This is a genomic window from Umezawaea sp. Da 62-37 (assembly GCF_032460545.1).
In the GTDB taxonomy this organism is placed as follows: Bacteria; Actinomycetota; Actinomycetes; order Mycobacteriales; family Pseudonocardiaceae; genus Umezawaea.
On record NZ_CP135965.1, the window covers coordinates 63914 to 78408 of the forward strand.

The following is a 14495-nucleotide window of genomic DNA, read 5'->3' on the forward strand; positions in this document are numbered from 1 at the left end:
TCCACGGCCGAGGTGTCGATCGGCCCGGTGGTGTCGGCCCCACACATCACCGGGCGTCAGGTGCTGATGCGGTCGGGGACCAGCGGCGATAGGCGCCTGTTGGTGGGCTCATGGCCGCCCTCACCTCGATGACCCGGAACCCGATCGGTGCTCGGAGACGAACTCACTCACCTCCGGGGGCACTCCGTCGATGAACACTGACGCCGTGAATTGCGGGCGGCTGGCGAACTCCGTCCCCTTGAAGGAGGCGGCGTCGGTGAACGTCGCCTTGTTGAAGAAGGCGATGCTGGCGAACGTCGCCCTCTTGAAGAAGGCGAGTTTGGTGAACGTCGCCGCCTTGAAGTGGGCATAGCCCTTGAAGGTCGCCAACCCGAAGAGGACGCCGTTCGTGAACCTCGCCGACGCGAAGTCCACAGTGCTGTCGAACGTCGCCGACACGAAGTCAGCGCCGCTGGTGAACGTCGCCTCCTTGAAGTGGGCGGCGCCGATGAACGTGGCCGACACGAAGTCGACGTCACCGGTGAACATCGCTGCCTCGAAGTGGGCTTCGCCGGTGAACGTGGCCGAGCGGAAGTCAACTTCACCCACGGTGCATCTTGCCAGGTCGAAGTCGACCAGACTGGTCGCGCGGAGGTCGAGGGCAATGTCCGCCCAGAACGTGGGCAGCGGCTGGGCTTCGTCTCCCTTGAGGAGGTGATCGCGCAGCACACGCTGAGCGGCGACCCGCACCTCGCGTTCCTGCACCCGCTCGCGATACTCGGCCAGCAGCGTCTTGTAGCCGAGGCCATCGACGTCCTCCAGCCACGGTGGTGCGTCCGGCACCTCGAACGGCATCCGCAGGTACGCGCAGAGCACCCGTCCCACAGTGCGACGCTGGTCGGGGTTGTCTTGGGCCAGGCGCTCTAGCGCGTACAACCCACCCAATCGCACCGCGGCCTGATCCGACCCAAGCTGCTCCACCGACTTCGAGTACAACTCGGTCACCCGCCGCGCGGCCGCGTCCTCCCGATTGTGATCCGCGACCTGCGCCGCGAGGGCTTGAACCGTCTCCACGTGCGCCCGGTTGCTCTTGGCCTCGTCTTCGACGTGGGCCTGGACGCTTTTCCGCTGCGCCAGTTCCAGTTCCTGAGTGCGCTGACGCCGCGCCGCGAGGTAGAGCGCGAACAGGCCGCCGCCGCCGACCGCGATCGACGCCGTCAACTTCAGCACGTCTAGATGCGCGGTGGCCCTCTTGTCCGCGTCGACGAACGTCAAGCCGTCCACCCACGACCACAACAACACCGACGACACCACGACCACCACCAGCACGAGCACGGCGATCAACGGCATCGTCCACCGCACCAACCAACGACCCAACGGCGCCAACCGCCGACCCAACGGCACCGTCCACCGCGCTAACAGCGGCCGCGCTGCCGGGCTCGATGCGGGTGGGGCGACGGGAACATCCTCGGAACCAACCATGCGCATACGGTCGCGCAGCGGGCCATCGGCACTACACCGTGGGGTAGGACGCCGAGGCGGCCGAGCCGATCTGGCCCACTTCCACCGCAAGGACATCAGCGCGCCGGGACTCCTGCTCGACACCAGAGCGCGGGCCCCGGCGGCACCGGTCGACCTGCCGTGCTCTACCGCAAGGGCGACGCGGTCGAATTGCACCCGGCACTGTGCTCGCACCAGGAACCCTTGGGATGGAGATGAACGCGGTGGGCTGAGGCCTCTTCGACGCCGGCCTTGCTCGGCGAGGTTTAGGACTTCGCCACCAGCTCGGTCAGGTTAAGGGTGTGGACGTTGCGGCGGCGGATCTGGTCGGGCGCCGCAGCGCGTACCTCCAGTCGGGTCACGTCCGGGCAGTACAGGTCGGCCCCGACGTGAGCGCGGGCCACGCGGCGCAGTGCAACGTGAGGGGGAACGGTCACCCCGCCATGATCGAGGGCTCTGTCCTACCCGATCGCCGAGCGAGTGCGGGCCACTGCGTTCCCGGACTGGAACACGTCCCGGCGCATCCGGGAACGGTCCGAGCGCTTGCTGCCGTCCTTACGTTTTCTGGTTGACCTCGCCGACCAGTTGGCCGCCGCGGTAGGTGCCGCAGCCTCGCTGTCTTATCCGGCCGCCGCGGCGATCAGGCTGGCCACGCTGGCCGACCAGCTCCGAGCCGCAGCGGGTTTCGGCGTTGCGCGGGTTTGGGGTGCGACCGGGGGATCCGGGACGCTGGCACGGGACGGCCGCGGATCTACTGCGGCCCGGCGTGCCGGAAGCGGGCCAGCCGTGCGGCCGCCCACATCCGGCAACCGACACCCCAGAAACACCGAGGCAACCCATCATGACCAGCGCGGATATGTCAATCGTTGGTTTTCCTCCTGCGCTACCGGTAGGCCTGCACGACCGAGGTCGGGTAAGGATGGTCGGCACGGGATCGCCGGACCGGGCCGGTGCGCTTCTAGGCAGTGCCGGTGGTGTACTTCATCGCCCCGATCTTGTTGCCGTACATGAAGAACAGCGCTACGAAGACTTGTAGCTGGTCGTTGGCCTGCAGCGGTGCCAGGTCCTTCGCGATGTCGTCCTCGGTGAGGTCGACGGCGCTGGCGGTCCTGCGGTTGAACAGGGTCTTGGCGATCGCGTGCTCGCGGTCGCTCATCGGCAGCGGCACGATCTTGCGCAGGTCGTACTGGGACGGCAGGGGTGAGCGGACCAGGTCCTCGGGGTAGCGGACCGACATGATCCTCATCGCGGTGTTGACGACGTGCACCGCGAGGGTGGGGCCCAACGCCAGGGTCTGGATGAGGGTGAGCAGCTCGTTGGGTGGGACCACGTCCTCCTCGATGCTGATCGGTGTGTTGATGTCGAGGTCCAGGCGCTCCATCGCCAGGGCGATGTTGTCGAGTACCTGGCCCGGTTCGATGACGATCCGACCGCCCTCGGAGATGCTGGCCCGCGGATGGTCGCGGTCGAGGAACTCGTGGACGGCCTGCTCGCCGGGCTCGGGTGCTCCCGCTGTGCCAGGTGTGTTGCCGGACAACCCCATGACGTCACCTCCGGTGATCACGTGTTTACGGTCCGCAGCAGTATGCGGCACTCCTGTGGCACCGCGTGGGGCATCGCACACGTCCGCGGGCAAGTCGAGCCGGCCTCTCCCTGAACCGGTGCTGCCCGGCATGATCGAACGATGGAGCAGATCACGGGCACCGGGGTGCGGGTGGCGATGGCGACCAGGCGAGGGGTGCGCGAGTTCAACATGGACGCGGCCGCGGTCTTCGAGTCCGCGAGCGGCTTGGTCGCGGCCGCAGTGGTCGACGGCATCGGCAACAACGTCGACGGGGCCGCGACCATGCGGCTGGTCGCCGAGACGGCGGTCCGGATCGGCCCGGCCAGAGGCGCGCTGGCGGGTCTGCTCGCGGCCGCCGCGCTCGTGGAGGACCCCGGCGTCGGCGTCGCCCCGGATGGGGTGGCGGTGCTGGCGCTCGCGGAACCGGACGGCCCGACGCTGCTGGCCTGGGTGGGGGATTCGCACGCCTACAGCTGAGACGGCACGACGCTGCGACGGCGCACCGACCCGCACACGATGGGCGCCTACCTCCGGCAGAACGGCGACGTCGACCTCGCGCCGCAGCACGACAACTGGGTGCGGCTCAGCCTGGCCAGCGCCACGCCGACCACCGTGGCGCTGTCGCACGCTCCGGCCGGGGAACTGGTGCTGCTGGTCTCCGACGGCCTCGACGACGTCCCCCTCCCGGATCTGGCCGCGCTGGTCGCGCACCATCACCACGATCCACAGGCCCTGGTCGACGCCATCGTGGCCACGGGCGAGGAAGACGAGACCGGCTACCGCGACGATGCCACTGCGGTCGTGCTGTGCCCGCCCTGGAAGGACAGCAGGGGCGAGACGGATTGAATTTGGTCAACATTGAAGCTATAGAGTCGACCTGCAAAGTGACCGGCCCCGCCGAGCTACCCCCCGCGACGTACGGTTTTGCAATTCGCGCCTGGAAGTCTGGGATACCAACGGATCCCTTTACAGGCCTGAGACCAGGGAGTTTCCCGATCCCAGGGGGTGGCGTTCTAACCGGACCCCCAACCTGATCCCCAAGGTGATCCTGTAGTGGATCCCCCAACGGAAGTGGGTGTCACCAGCAGTCGATCATGTGGGTACGCGGTCACCTGAGGGCTTCGAGCCACCGGGCACGCTCACTGATGAGAGGGTCCGGCGTTCAGCCCAGCCAGAGCACGACCAGCAGATCGACGCGTCGCTGGTCCTCCAGGATGAGGTAGACGACGTCGCCTTGGCCCTCGGGGCCGAATGACAGGGCGCGCATGGGGCTTTCGGGCTTCGCGCTGGTGTAGGCGGTTCCGTTCCACGGGGCCAACTCGAGCATCGCGCGCACTTCCGCGAACGCGGCCAATGCCTCGGGCGGGAGGGCGGCGACCTGCTGTTCGGACTGCTCGTCGGTGGTGACCTCGTACAAGGGGAGCTACAGGCCCAACCGGGCCTTGAGCTCGGGCAGCGGCTCGTCGGCGGGAACCGGCCGGCCGGTCAGCGCGGACGCGGCCCGGTGGTACATCGCGCGGTGGGCCTGGGCTCCGGCCGCGGCCGTGAGGCGCGCGACGCGGCGCCAGGACTCCAGGGTCGCGAACACCTCGGTGAGGTCCAGCGTCTCGGTGGCGGTGGCCATGACCTCGCGCCACGCCACGTCGAACTCGGCGGCTTCCTCGGGGATCAGCGCGGCGCGCACCTGGGCCGGGGACGCGTCGGCGAACGACGGTCCGGCTCGGCCGTGCCGAGGGTTGGGCGCTGCTGCGGTCACGCCGTACAGCCTAGCGCCGTTCGGGCATACGACCCGCTCCGCGCCCGGCCTGGATCTCATCCCAGGTCCTAACGCGACCGGAGACCTCGCCGGTGCGGATGGTCTCGGCGATGCGTTCCAGCATCCTGCGGTGCGCGGCCGGGTCGTGCCTGGTCACACGAGCGATCAGGTGCCACTGGTCGAGCACCTCGTGCACGGGCGCGAGGCTCTGTTCCGCGGCGGCGTGGCCCACCGCCCACCGGCAGCTCTCGTCGAACTGGGCGCGTTCCTCGGGCAGCAGCGCGGCGCGGATCGCCTCGGGGGTCTTGGCGACCTCCGGGGCCGGGTCGTGCGCGCCGGCTGCGGTCATGGCGCTCAGCGTAGTCCGGAACCGCGGCCGCGCGATCGACCGAACTCGGTCAGGCCCGTCCGCCCGTACGACCACGCCGCCCTCTGTCATCGGGCGAGCGTATTGGCGGCCACCACCCGAAATGTGCAGGAGGCCGTGGTGGGATCAGGCGCAGTCAGGAGACGTCGGCGTGCCTGTTGGATCGACCCCGTTCTTCAGGTACGCGGTCCGGCCGGTGTGCACGACGTCCAGGCACACCGCGACGCGCCGTGCGAGGTGTGGCCGGAGCAAAGCCGCGGTCTCGTCGCGGGTGGCGAACGTGAAGCGTGTCAGCTCGCCGTCGGCCAGGCGCAGTGAGGCGACCTGCTTTTCGTCGAGGACACCGCCGTCGAACAGGTGGTTGGTCAGGGCGGGGCGCCCGTCGGGCCGTGGTGGGACCCAGTCCACGGCCAGTAGTCGGCCGGGCTGCAGATCCAGCCCGAGTTCCTCCCTGACCTCGCGGCGCGCACCCGCCAGCGGGGACTCGCCCTCCTCGAGTGCGCCGCCGGGGATCTCCCAGGTTTTGGCGCCGTAGGTGGTCTCGACGATCAGGACGCGGTCGTGGGCGTCGCGGAAGATGACGCCCGCGCCGGCGATCTGCTTGGGCAGCGTCGCGTAGTACTGGGTGGGCGGTAGCCAGTCCTGGGGCATGCGCGGCGACGTTACCCATCCATCCTCGCCGGGGTCTTCGGTGGACGGCGTCGTCGTGGCAGTGGGTGTGCCGCGTGAAGGCGGTGTTCGGGGTGTCCGGCGGTATGCAGGCGCCACGACCGGGCTGGTGCCGGTGGTTTTCTCGGGGTCGTGCCGCGCTCACCTGCCGGTGCGGCGCTCCCCTATCAGTGTCGGAATCGCCGTGCCCGCAGCCGGTATGCCCTGTCCGCAGGCTGCGGGGGTGTCCGCGTGTCGTGCGCCGGTGGTGTCGTGGTACCGGGGGGCGGGGTGGTCGTTGCCGGGTCGTGACGGCGGGTGTTGTCGTGGGCTTGTCCGGGGCCGGGGGTCAGGGGGTGATGTCGATGCCGTGGTCGTACTGGTCCACGGCGAGGGTGTCTTCCAGGCCGGGTGAGTAGGCGGCGAGGGCGGCGACGCTCAGGGCGTCGGCGGCCGCGGCCAGGGAGCCGGTTTCGAGGTGGGTGGCGACGGTGTGCAGGTCGTGGGCGAGGGCGGGGTCGACGGGGACGGGGCCGATGTGGCGGGTGCCTTCGTGGTGGCCGTCGTAGGTGACGGCGACGGCGCCGAAGTCGATGGAGTGGGCGGTGCGCAGGCGTTGGGCCGCGGTGAACAGTCGGTTGGCGAGGCGGGCGACGGTGTCGGTGCGGGAGCGCGGGAGGTCGGTCGAGAGCCAGCGGCGGGCGGTGCGTTGGCTGATGCCGGCCTGGGCGGCGAGCCAGCGGGAGGCGGTTTTGCCGTGTTCGGCGCGGATGGCGTGTTGGGCGTGGGTGATGTGGGCGTTGAGGGCGAGGGTGTCGACGACTTCGGCGAACTGCATCAGGGGGTGTCCTCGGCGGCGGTGTCGGAAGCGGCGGTGTCGGAGGCGGTGATGGCCTGGCGGAGCAGGCCGACGCGGCCGGTGCGGTGGGCGTCGATGACGGCGGGGGTGACGGGGGCGACGCGGTTGCGTTTCCACTTGCCCGGCTGCGGGCTGAAGGTGAGGACGGTGGGGTGGGTGGGGGTGTCGGCGAGCAGCCAGTAGGCGTCCTTGAGAGAGCCCAGGACGGTGGTGCCGTCGGTGGTGACGGTTTTGTCGATGGCGCGGGCGGCGTTGGCGACGCCCTGGGCGACGAGCATGTCGTGCCAGTCGGTGCGGCAGGTCGGGCCGCGGTTGTGGGTCTTGCTGCGCAGGTAACCGCCGAGGTAGCGGGTGTAGACGTCCTTGACGACCCTCAACGCGAGGGCCGCGGCGGGGTCGGTGTCGGCGGTGGCGGTGAGGGTGGCGCGGCCGTTGGCGAACATCTCGCACCAGACCGAGAGGCGGCGGCCGGAGGCGGGCCAGGTGATCGCGCCGGCGATGTCGAGGCCGATGTTGTGGTCGCGGTGCAGGTAGGCGGCGATCGGGGTGGGCAGCCAGGCGCCGACGACCAGGCGTGGGAGGGCGTGGCGGAGGTGGGCGGGAGCGTTGGTGAGGTCGGGGGTGGTGGCCAGGCGGAGGTAGCCGGGGCGTTTGAGCAGGGCGGGCAGGTCGGCGGGGTCGACGTGGTCGAGTTCGACGGGTTCCCCGTCGCCGAGGTCGACGCTGCGGGCGGCGGCGAGGTATTGGGCGTTGACGTCGACCTCGGTGATGACCTGGCCCACGACCGGGGTGGTGTCGGGGTCGACGAAGGACAGGGAGCGGATGAGGGTGCGGTCGCGGCGGGAGAGTTCCTCGACGCGCTCGGATCGCAGGGCGGTGGGTTTGGTCATGGCGCCGTGCATGGTCATGAGCCAGTGGTAGGCCGAGACACCGGTGTGACCGGAGGAGCTGACGAACCGGCAGGGCTCGTCCTTGGCGGTGACGGCGGTGTGCCAGGCGTGCAGGGCGGCGGTGATCAGGGTGTCGGAGGGTGGGGGGGTGTGGTCGCGGGCGGTGATGCGGCGGACGGCGCGGGTGAAGTCGGCGCGTTCGGTGGCGGCGTCCTGGAAGAACGTGCGGACCGGCGGGCGACGGACCGTCGCACGGGGCGCGGGGGCGGGGGCGGTCGGGTCGGGAGGCGGCGATGACGCGTCGGCTTGGAGCGGCGGTGTGGTGGCCGGTGACGGGGCGGGGGGCGGCGCCGCGGTTGGGGGCGAGGCCACCGCCGCGTCGGTGGGCGGCGACGGGGCGGGCGGTGGCGGGGCGACCATGGTCGCGGGTGCCGCGGCCGCGGGTGCCGGTGCGGCCGGGTCCGTGGTCGCCGAGGACACATCGGCCGGAGTCCTCGGCGGAGTCGGCGGTGTGTCGGTCGGGGTCGCGCGCGCCGTGGGCGGGGGCGTGGTAGGTGCCGCGTCGACCGGGGTCGCCGGTGGTGCCGGTGCGGCCGTGGGGGTGGCGGCCGTGGGGGTGGGGTGCCAGGCGCGGGCGTGGCAGGAGCGGTGGCCGGGGGTCTCGGTGGTGGGGCGGCCGCACCAGTGGCACGGGGCCGCGTCGGCGGTGGTGGGGGGGCCGAGGGCTTGGAGTTGTCGCAGGGTGTGGGCGGCGCGGCGCAGCGTGTCGATCGTGTCGTCCCAGGGGCCGACCCAGTGGCCGTACTGGATGGCGCGGCGGATGTCGGTGGCGGCGGCCAGTACGGCCGCGTCGGCGGCGTACACCAGGTGGTGTGCGTCGGAGTCGATTCCGATGTCCGCGGCGGTACTCGTGGGGGGCACGCTACACCGTTCCAAGAGGGGTTTGAGCAGGCAACTTACAGAGTGGGTGAGTCTATCGGGGGTGGGGGTCCGTGTCGGGTTCGGGGATCAGGGAGCGGCGGAGTTGGTCCTCGGTGTCGCCGTGCAGGGTGTCGGTGTGGGCGAGTAGGAGGTCCACGGCGAGTCGGACGAGGGTGTTGGGGGTGATGCGTTCGCTTTTGGTGTGGCGGTCGGCCATGAGGTCGCGGGACAGGCGGGTGAGGGCGTCGATCTGGTCGGGGCGCAGGCGGCCCTCGGTGCGGACGAGTTGGCGGTAGAGGGGTAGGTCGTCGCTGCCGGCGCGGTGGCGGCGTCCGGTGTGCGGGTCGGGGTCCTCGGCCCGGGCACGTGTGCTCACCTGGTGCCTCCGTGGGTCGGTGGGTCTGGAAGTCCGTGGGGTGTGCGGGTCCGTGGGTGCGGACTTTATTGCGGCGGGCCCGTGCGGCCGTGTCCGCGTCGGGGTGTGTCGCGGGTTTCCCCGCTCCCCCATGGCGTTACCCCCCCTTACTTTTTGTGTGTGGTCCGGTGTCGATCGTGAGGTGGGCTGTGACGGTGTCGGGTGGACGGAGGTTGTCCTGGGAGGGGGTGCCGGGTGCGGTGCGGTGCGGGGGGAGGTCGAGCGGATCGCGGGTGACCGGGTGGTGGCCGCGCGGGGGTGTCGGGGTGGTTTCTCCCCCGGTCTGGCGTCGCGGTTGAGGTTGGCCGGTGGTGGGCGGGTGTTCGTGAAGGCGATCAGCGGGCGGGCGTGGCCCGGCGAGGTGGGGGCGTATCGGGCGGAGGTGCGGGTGATGGGGGTGTTGCCCGCGGGGGTGCCCGCGCCGCGGTTGGCGGGGTCCTTCGACGACGGGGACTGGGTGGTCCTGGTGTTCGAGTACGTCGAGAGGCGGGCGGCGGGGTGTTGGGCGGGGTGGCGGTGCCGGTGGATCTGCCCGCCGATCATCCGCGGTTGGGCGGGTGGGTGGGGTGGCCGGGCATCCGGGGCTGGAGGAGGCGTTCCCGTGGGCGGCGGAGCGGGTGGGGGTGTTGATCGGGTTGGAGCAGGAGGCGGTGGAGGTGGCGCGGGGGGATGTGCTGGTGCATTTCGATCTGTTCGCGCACAACGTGGTGGTGGGGGCCGATCGGGTGGTGGTCGTGGACTGGCCGCACGCGCGGCGGGGTGCGCGGTTCGTGGACCCGGTGATGTTGCTGTCCTCTGTGGATGGTGTCGACGGGGATCGGGTGGTGGCGGGGCATCCGTCGACGGCGGGGGTGCCGGCGCGGTCGGTGGACGCGGTGTTGGCGGCGCACGCGGGGTTCTGCGTGGCGGGGGCGTTGACGATCACCGATCCGCGGTTGGCGGTCATTCGGGAGGCCAAGGTCCGGTTGGCGGGGACGGCGTTGGAGTGGTTGGGGAGACGGTGGGGACGGTGACCCGGTAGAGGGACCGCCTGGGGTGGGGGGAACCGGCGGCGGGATGGGAGACCGGCCGCGGGTCGAGGGAACCGGCGGCGGGTGTCGGCCTGGCGGTGGTGGCGGCATGGCAGGAAATCCTCGGCGGGGAACCGTTCGGTGGGCCGCCGGGTGGATCTGTGGGCAGGTGTCTGCCGCCCCTGGGGAGTCGTGGGGCCTCGGGCGGTGTCGCAGGGGGCCGCGAGGGCATGCGGGGAGTTCGGTGTCGTGGGCGGTCGGCGGGCGCGGGGCCGGTGTAGCGGGTGCTTGGGGAGCTTCTGCCGGGTGGCCGGCGCGGCGTCGAGGTCGACGGTGTTGGGCGTGGTGGGGTCGTGCCCCGCGCGGCGATCGCCTGGGCGGCTTGGACGTCGACGGTGTCGGGCGTCGTCCGCGACGCGACGGGGGCCGGGTTGGGTGGCGGCCCGACAGGGCCCCTCCCCCGGTGCGGACGCCGCGCGGGGTGTGGGGGCATCCCCGGGGCTGCGGGCCGGAGGGGCGACGGGATGGACCACGAATCCGTGACCCACCCGCCCCGCCCTTGGCGGCCCCTCCCCCGCGACAACGGCACATCGGTGTCCCGCACTCCGCGCGGGGCTGGCGATCGCGGGGTTGTCAGCGCGGTCAGCGGGACCGGACGTCGACGTCGGCGATCGTGGCGTTGTCGGGGTACCCGGCGTGGGTGGGTGGGTGGGTGGGTGGGGAGCCGGGACCGGCCACGAGGCCGCGGCGCGCGGCGGCACGGCCGGGCGACGGCCGGCGGGACCACCGAGTGCGGGGTGGGTGGGTGTCCGGTGCTGGTGCGTGCGGGTGACGGGGGTTCGCACGGGCGTTCGGCGGGTGTTCCCTGGAGGGTATGAGGGCGTTGTGGCGTGGGGCGATCTCGTTCGGGCTGGTGTCGATCCCGGTGAGGGTGTTCGGGGCGACCGAGGAACACGGGTTCCGATTCCACCAGGTGCACCGGGCCGACGGCGGGCAGGTCCGGCACCGGCGGGTGTGCTCGGTGTGCGAGGAGGAAGTCCCCGCCGAGGCGATGGCCAAGGGGTACCGGCTCGACGACGGGCGGGTGGTGGTCGTGGAGCCGGAGGACTTCGAGGGGTTGCCCTCGTCCTCGGATCACGTGATCGACGTGGTGGAGTTCGTCTCCGCGGAGCAGATCGATCCGATCTTCCTGCACCGCAGCTACTTCCTGCGCCCCGACGAGGTCGCGGTGCCCTCGTACGCGCTGTTGCGGGAGGCGTTGGAGCGGTCGTGGCGGATGGCGGTCGTGAAGATCACCCTGCGCCGGCGGGAGACGTTGGCGGTGGTGCGGCCGCGGGGGGATCTGCTGGTGCTGCACACCCTGTTGTGGCCCGACGAGGTGCGCGATCCGGGGTTCGAGTTGCCGGAGGTGACCGTGGGGGCGCGGGAGACGCGGATGGCGTTGGCGTTGGTGGACTCGATGACCGCCCGGTTCGATCACGCGGCGTTCACCGACGACTACCGCGACGCTTTGGAAGCGGTCATCCGCGCGAAGAGCTCGGGGGCGGTGATCCCGGCCGCGCGGGTCGCCGAGCAGACCGGTGCGGTGGATCTGGTGGTGGCGTTGCAGCGGAGCCTGGAGCGGGTACGGGAGGGGAGGACACCACCGGCACGTTAGTTCGTGTGGGTGGTGTGGGGGTGCGCTGCCTGTGGTCGCGGGGTGGCAAGTCGGGCATGGGGGTCATCCGGCGCGGCACGATCCCCTTCGGGCCGGTCACGGGCGGTGAGCTGGCGGTGTGTGGGCACTTCCGACCGCGGAGGACACCGCTTCCGGTGGGGTCGGGCGCACCGCGAGGGCGGTGGGCGCGTCACGTACAGGCGTGTGTGCCCAGCGCGGCAAGGGAGAAGTCGTGTTCGCCGGGACCACCGCGGGGTACGGGGGGCGGTCGACGGTGTGGGTGGCAAGGCGGATGGTGCCCGACAGCGGGAGGCCTCAGGTGGGCGCTAATTGGGGCGGGTCGGTCGGTTCGGATGTCGGAGTCCGTGCCGGGTGGGCGGATCGGGCCGATCCGCTTCCGGGGGTCCTGCCGTCTTGTCCCAGGCAGGGGCGCGGTGTGGCCGCAGGGGGTGTCGTGGCGGTGCTGGTGTCGCGCACTGTGCTGTGGTCCGACGGGATCGACGCCTGAAACCGACTTTTGGGCGGGTGGGCGCGGGCGCCGCGGATGACGGCGTCGTTGGCAGGGTGCATGGTGGGGATGTTCGAGGGAGACGGCTTCACCGATGGCCACCGCGACGTGGTCGGGCGACTGGTCACGGCGGAAGCCGGGATGTGGTGCCGTTCGTGGCGGAGGAGTCGTGGGGCAAGGGGCGGAAGGGCGGTTTCCTCTGATGGCGGATCTGTCGGAGTACCGGCGCAAGCGGGATCCCCAGCGCACCCCCGAACCCGTGCCCGACCCCACCGGGACGGACCCTGGGGTGGCCGATGCCGGGGTGCTTCCCCGCGGGCGGGACGACACGTTCGTGATCCAGGAACACCACGCCTCGTCACTGCACTGGGACGTGCGGTTGGAACGCGGCGGGGTCCTGGTGTCGTGGGCGGTCCCCAAAGGACTGCCACCCGAACCCGGGACGATCCGGTTGGCCGTGCACACCGAGGACCACCCCCTGGAATACGCCGCCTTCACCGGGACGATCCCCCGGGGCGAGTACGGCGGAGGGGAGATGTTCCTCTGGGACCGCGGCCGCTACGACACCGTGAAATGGGACGACCACGAGGTGCACGTCGTCCTGCACGGGGAGCGTGTGCGGGGCGAGTTCGTGTTCTTCCGCCGCGACAGGACCCCGGGCACGGGGTCCGGGGGGAAGGACTGGATGGTGCGGCGACGACATGCGGCGGTGCGACCGGACTGGATACCGCTGCCGCAGGGCCTGACGCCGATGCTGCCCACGACCGGGCCCCTGCCCTCTCAGGAGGCGGGGTGGTCCTACGAGTTCGCGTGGGACGGGGTCCGGGTGCTGGCGCGGGTCGAGGGCGGGCGGGTGACCCTCACGACCGGGGCCGGCCGGGACGTCACCGCGACCTACCCGGAGTTGCAGGGGGTCGGGGCACGGTTGGGGATGACCCAGGCCGTGCTGGACGGGGTCGTGGTCGCCTTCGCCGGAGGACGGCCCAACGCGGAGGCGTTGGAGCGGCGGGTGGGGGTGGTCTCGGCCGGGCGGGCACGGAGACTGGTGGGCACCTCGCCGGTGACCCTGTTGGTGGTGGACGTGCTGCACCTGGAGGGCCACTCGATGCTGGGACTGCCCTACACGCGGCGGCGGGGGTTGGTGGAGGGGTTGGGGTTGACCGGTCGGCACTGGTCGACACCACCCTCGTTCCCCGACGACGGGGACGCGGTGGCCACCACCGCACGCGGACAGGGGATACCAGGGGTGCTGGCCAAACGGTCGGACTCCCCCTACTCCCCCGGCACCCGATCCCCCGACTGGATCCTGGCCCCCGCCGAACCCGAACCCAGCACCGGTGAGGACGTCGGTGGGAGTACGGGTGCGGGTGACGGTGAGGACGCCGGTGCCGGTGGAAGTGCGGTGAGTGACGGCGGTACCGGAGTCGGAGCGGGTAGCGATCTTGACGCCGACGCGGGTGAGTGACGGAAGTACCGGGTGGGTGAGACGGCGACGGTACGGATCGACGGGCGGGTGCTGCGGCTGACGAACCTGGACAAGGTCCTCTTCCCCGAACACGGATTCACCAAGGCCGAGGTCATCGACTACTACACCCGCATCGCCCCCGTCCTGCTCCCCCACCTCGCCGGGCGCCCCGTGACGCTGCGCCGGTACCCCGACGGGGTGGACGGGCCCTGCTTCCACGAGAGGAACGTCCCCCGACACGCCCCCGACTGGGTACACGTCATACGCGCCGCGACACCGGGGAGTGTGCGTGGCGAGGAGTACGCGGACTCCGTGCTCGTGCTGGACCTGCCGACGTTGGTGTGGATGGCCAACCTCACCGCCCTGGAACTGCACATCCCACACCGGGCCCTCGACCTGCACAGTCGGTGGCACTCCCCCGACCTGCTGGTATTCGACCTGACCCCTGGGACCCCGGCCACGGTGGTCGAATGCTGCCGGGTCACGCTGCTGGTACGAACCGAACTGGAACACGACGGCATGACCGTCTACGCCAAAACCGACGGTGCCACCGGGATACAGCTTCATGCCCCGGTCGGGGCGACCACACCCGGACAGACCGCGCGGTACGCGAAGGACGTGGCGCAGCGGTTGGCCACGCGGCACCCAGGGTTGGTGGTGTCCACCACCGCCAAGACCACACGACGCGGGAAAGTCCTCATCGACTGGACACCCAACCACCCCGACAGGACCACCATCGCCCCCTACTCCCTGCGAGCCCGACCACGACCGACCGTGTCCACACCCGTGACCTGGACCGAAGTGCAGACCTGCCGGCGGGCCGGAGACCTGGTATTCCTGGCCGGAGACGTCCTGACCAGGGCCACCCACAGCGAAGACCTCCACACCGGAATGCATGAGAGGGCGATAGCACTACCCACACAACCAACCAACAACCCATGAGGGCCACAGCCACG

General features: G+C 71.2%; 16 protein-coding genes. 6 read left to right on the top strand and 10 right to left on the bottom strand.

Going from position 1 to position 14495, the window contains the following annotated elements:
- Nucleotides 1-120: 120 nt before the first annotated feature.
- The 3 genes from RM788_RS00305 to RM788_RS00315 all read right to left on the bottom strand — a co-directional run bounded on the left by RM788_RS00305 (nt 121) and on the right by RM788_RS00315 (nt 3043).
- Nucleotides 121-1254 carry a pentapeptide repeat-containing protein gene (locus RM788_RS00305; RefSeq protein WP_315929331.1) on the bottom strand — a complete coding sequence of 378 codons (1134 nt, stop codon included), beginning with the start codon at nt 1252-1254 and terminating at the stop codon, nt 121-123.
- A 491-nt stretch (nt 1255-1745) separates the two neighbouring features.
- Nucleotides 1746-1916 (bottom strand): hypothetical protein, encoded by a 171-nt coding sequence (locus RM788_RS00310; RefSeq protein WP_315929330.1) that lies wholly within the window; start codon nt 1914-1916, stop codon nt 1746-1748.
- 521 nt (nt 1917-2437) lie between these two features.
- Entirely contained in the window at nt 2438-3043 is a 606-nt protein-coding gene (locus RM788_RS00315; protein WP_315929329.1) for a hypothetical protein, read from the bottom strand.
- A gap of 120 nt (nt 3044-3163) precedes the next feature.
- On the opposite strand from RM788_RS00315, the gene RM788_RS00320 reads away from it, so the two are divergent.
- A complete protein-coding gene (locus RM788_RS00320; protein ID WP_315929328.1) occupies nt 3164-3520 on the top strand; it encodes a hypothetical protein in 357 nt (118 codons plus the stop codon).
- Nucleotides 3521-3559: 39 nt separating this feature from the next.
- Nucleotides 3560-3889 carry a SpoIIE family protein phosphatase gene (locus RM788_RS00325; RefSeq protein WP_315929327.1) on the top strand — a complete coding sequence of 110 codons (330 nt, stop codon included), beginning with the start codon at nt 3560-3562 and terminating at the stop codon, nt 3887-3889.
- A gap of 316 nt (nt 3890-4205) precedes the next feature.
- Here RM788_RS00325 and RM788_RS00330 read toward each other — a convergent pair whose 3' ends face one another.
- The 7 genes from RM788_RS00330 to RM788_RS00360 form a co-directional block, all read right to left on the bottom strand.
- Nucleotides 4206-4460, bottom strand: a complete 255-nt coding sequence (locus tag RM788_RS00330) for a hypothetical protein (RefSeq protein ID WP_315929326.1) — start codon at nt 4458-4460, stop codon at nt 4206-4208.
- Nucleotides 4461-4466: 6 nt separating this feature from the next.
- A complete protein-coding gene (locus RM788_RS00335; RefSeq protein WP_315929325.1) occupies nt 4467-4799 on the bottom strand; it encodes a DUF6247 family protein in 333 nt (110 codons plus the stop codon).
- Between the two features lie 10 nt (nt 4800-4809).
- On the bottom strand, nt 4810-5148 hold the full coding sequence (locus tag RM788_RS00340) for a DUF6247 family protein (protein WP_315929324.1): 339 nt from the start codon (nt 5146-5148) through the stop codon (nt 4810-4812).
- Nucleotides 5149-5292: 144 nt separating this feature from the next.
- Nucleotides 5293-5817 carry an NUDIX domain-containing protein gene (locus tag RM788_RS00345; protein ID WP_315929323.1) on the bottom strand — a complete coding sequence of 175 codons (525 nt, stop codon included), beginning with the start codon at nt 5815-5817 and terminating at the stop codon, nt 5293-5295.
- A 346-nt stretch (nt 5818-6163) separates the two neighbouring features.
- Nucleotides 6164-6652 (bottom strand): hypothetical protein, encoded by a 489-nt coding sequence (locus RM788_RS00350; RefSeq protein ID WP_315929322.1) that lies wholly within the window; start codon nt 6650-6652, stop codon nt 6164-6166.
- Nucleotides 6652-8484: a hypothetical protein gene (locus RM788_RS00355; RefSeq protein WP_315929321.1), complete on the bottom strand. Its 1833-nt coding sequence runs from the start codon at nt 8482-8484 to the stop codon at nt 6652-6654. The genes RM788_RS00350 and RM788_RS00355 overlap by 1 nt, the downstream gene beginning before the upstream one ends.
- A gap of 52 nt (nt 8485-8536) precedes the next feature.
- Nucleotides 8537-8860, bottom strand: a complete 324-nt coding sequence (locus RM788_RS00360; RefSeq protein ID WP_315929320.1) for a hypothetical protein — start codon at nt 8858-8860, stop codon at nt 8537-8539.
- Between the two features lie 596 nt (nt 8861-9456).
- On the opposite strand from RM788_RS00360, the gene RM788_RS00365 reads away from it, so the two are divergent.
- The 4 genes from RM788_RS00365 to ligD all read left to right on the top strand — a co-directional run bounded on the left by RM788_RS00365 (nt 9457) and on the right by ligD (nt 14481).
- Nucleotides 9457-9912 (top strand): phosphotransferase, encoded by a 456-nt coding sequence (locus RM788_RS00365; RefSeq protein WP_315929319.1) that lies wholly within the window; start codon nt 9457-9459, stop codon nt 9910-9912.
- An 871-nt stretch (nt 9913-10783) separates the two neighbouring features.
- Nucleotides 10784-11566 carry a non-homologous end joining protein Ku gene (locus RM788_RS00370; RefSeq protein ID WP_315929387.1) on the top strand — a complete coding sequence of 261 codons (783 nt, stop codon included), beginning with the start codon at nt 10784-10786 and terminating at the stop codon, nt 11564-11566.
- Between the two features lie 710 nt (nt 11567-12276).
- The gene (locus RM788_RS00375) at nt 12277-13539 is read left to right on the top strand and encodes a DNA polymerase ligase N-terminal domain-containing protein (RefSeq protein ID WP_315929317.1); all 1263 of its coding nucleotides are present in this window, start codon (nt 12277-12279) and stop codon (nt 13537-13539) included.
- 12 nt (nt 13540-13551) lie between these two features.
- On the top strand, nt 13552-14481 hold the full coding sequence (ligD, locus tag RM788_RS00380; RefSeq protein ID WP_315929316.1) for a non-homologous end-joining DNA ligase: 930 nt from the start codon (nt 13552-13554) through the stop codon (nt 14479-14481).
- Nucleotides 14482-14495: the final 14 nt, after the last annotated feature.

Coding starts and splice junctions, on each gene's coding strand:
- RM788_RS00340 (WP_315929324.1), bottom strand. CDS start 5,148: ATGACCGCAGCCGGCGCGCACGACCCGGCCCCGGAGGTCGCCAAGACC.
- RM788_RS00375 (WP_315929317.1), top strand. CDS start 12,277: ATGGCGGATCTGTCGGAGTACCGGCGCAAGCGGGATCCCCAGCGCACC.
- RM788_RS00345 (WP_315929323.1), bottom strand. CDS start 5,817: ATGCCCCAGGACTGGCTACCGCCCACCCAGTACTACGCGACGCTGCCC.
- RM788_RS00370 (WP_315929387.1), top strand. CDS start 10,784: ATGAGGGCGTTGTGGCGTGGGGCGATCTCGTTCGGGCTGGTGTCGATC.
- RM788_RS00325 (WP_315929327.1), top strand. CDS start 3,560: ATGGGCGCCTACCTCCGGCAGAACGGCGACGTCGACCTCGCGCCGCAG.
- RM788_RS00350 (WP_315929322.1), bottom strand. CDS start 6,652: ATGCAGTTCGCCGAAGTCGTCGACACCCTCGCCCTCAACGCCCACATC.
- RM788_RS00320 (WP_315929328.1), top strand. CDS start 3,164: ATGGAGCAGATCACGGGCACCGGGGTGCGGGTGGCGATGGCGACCAGG.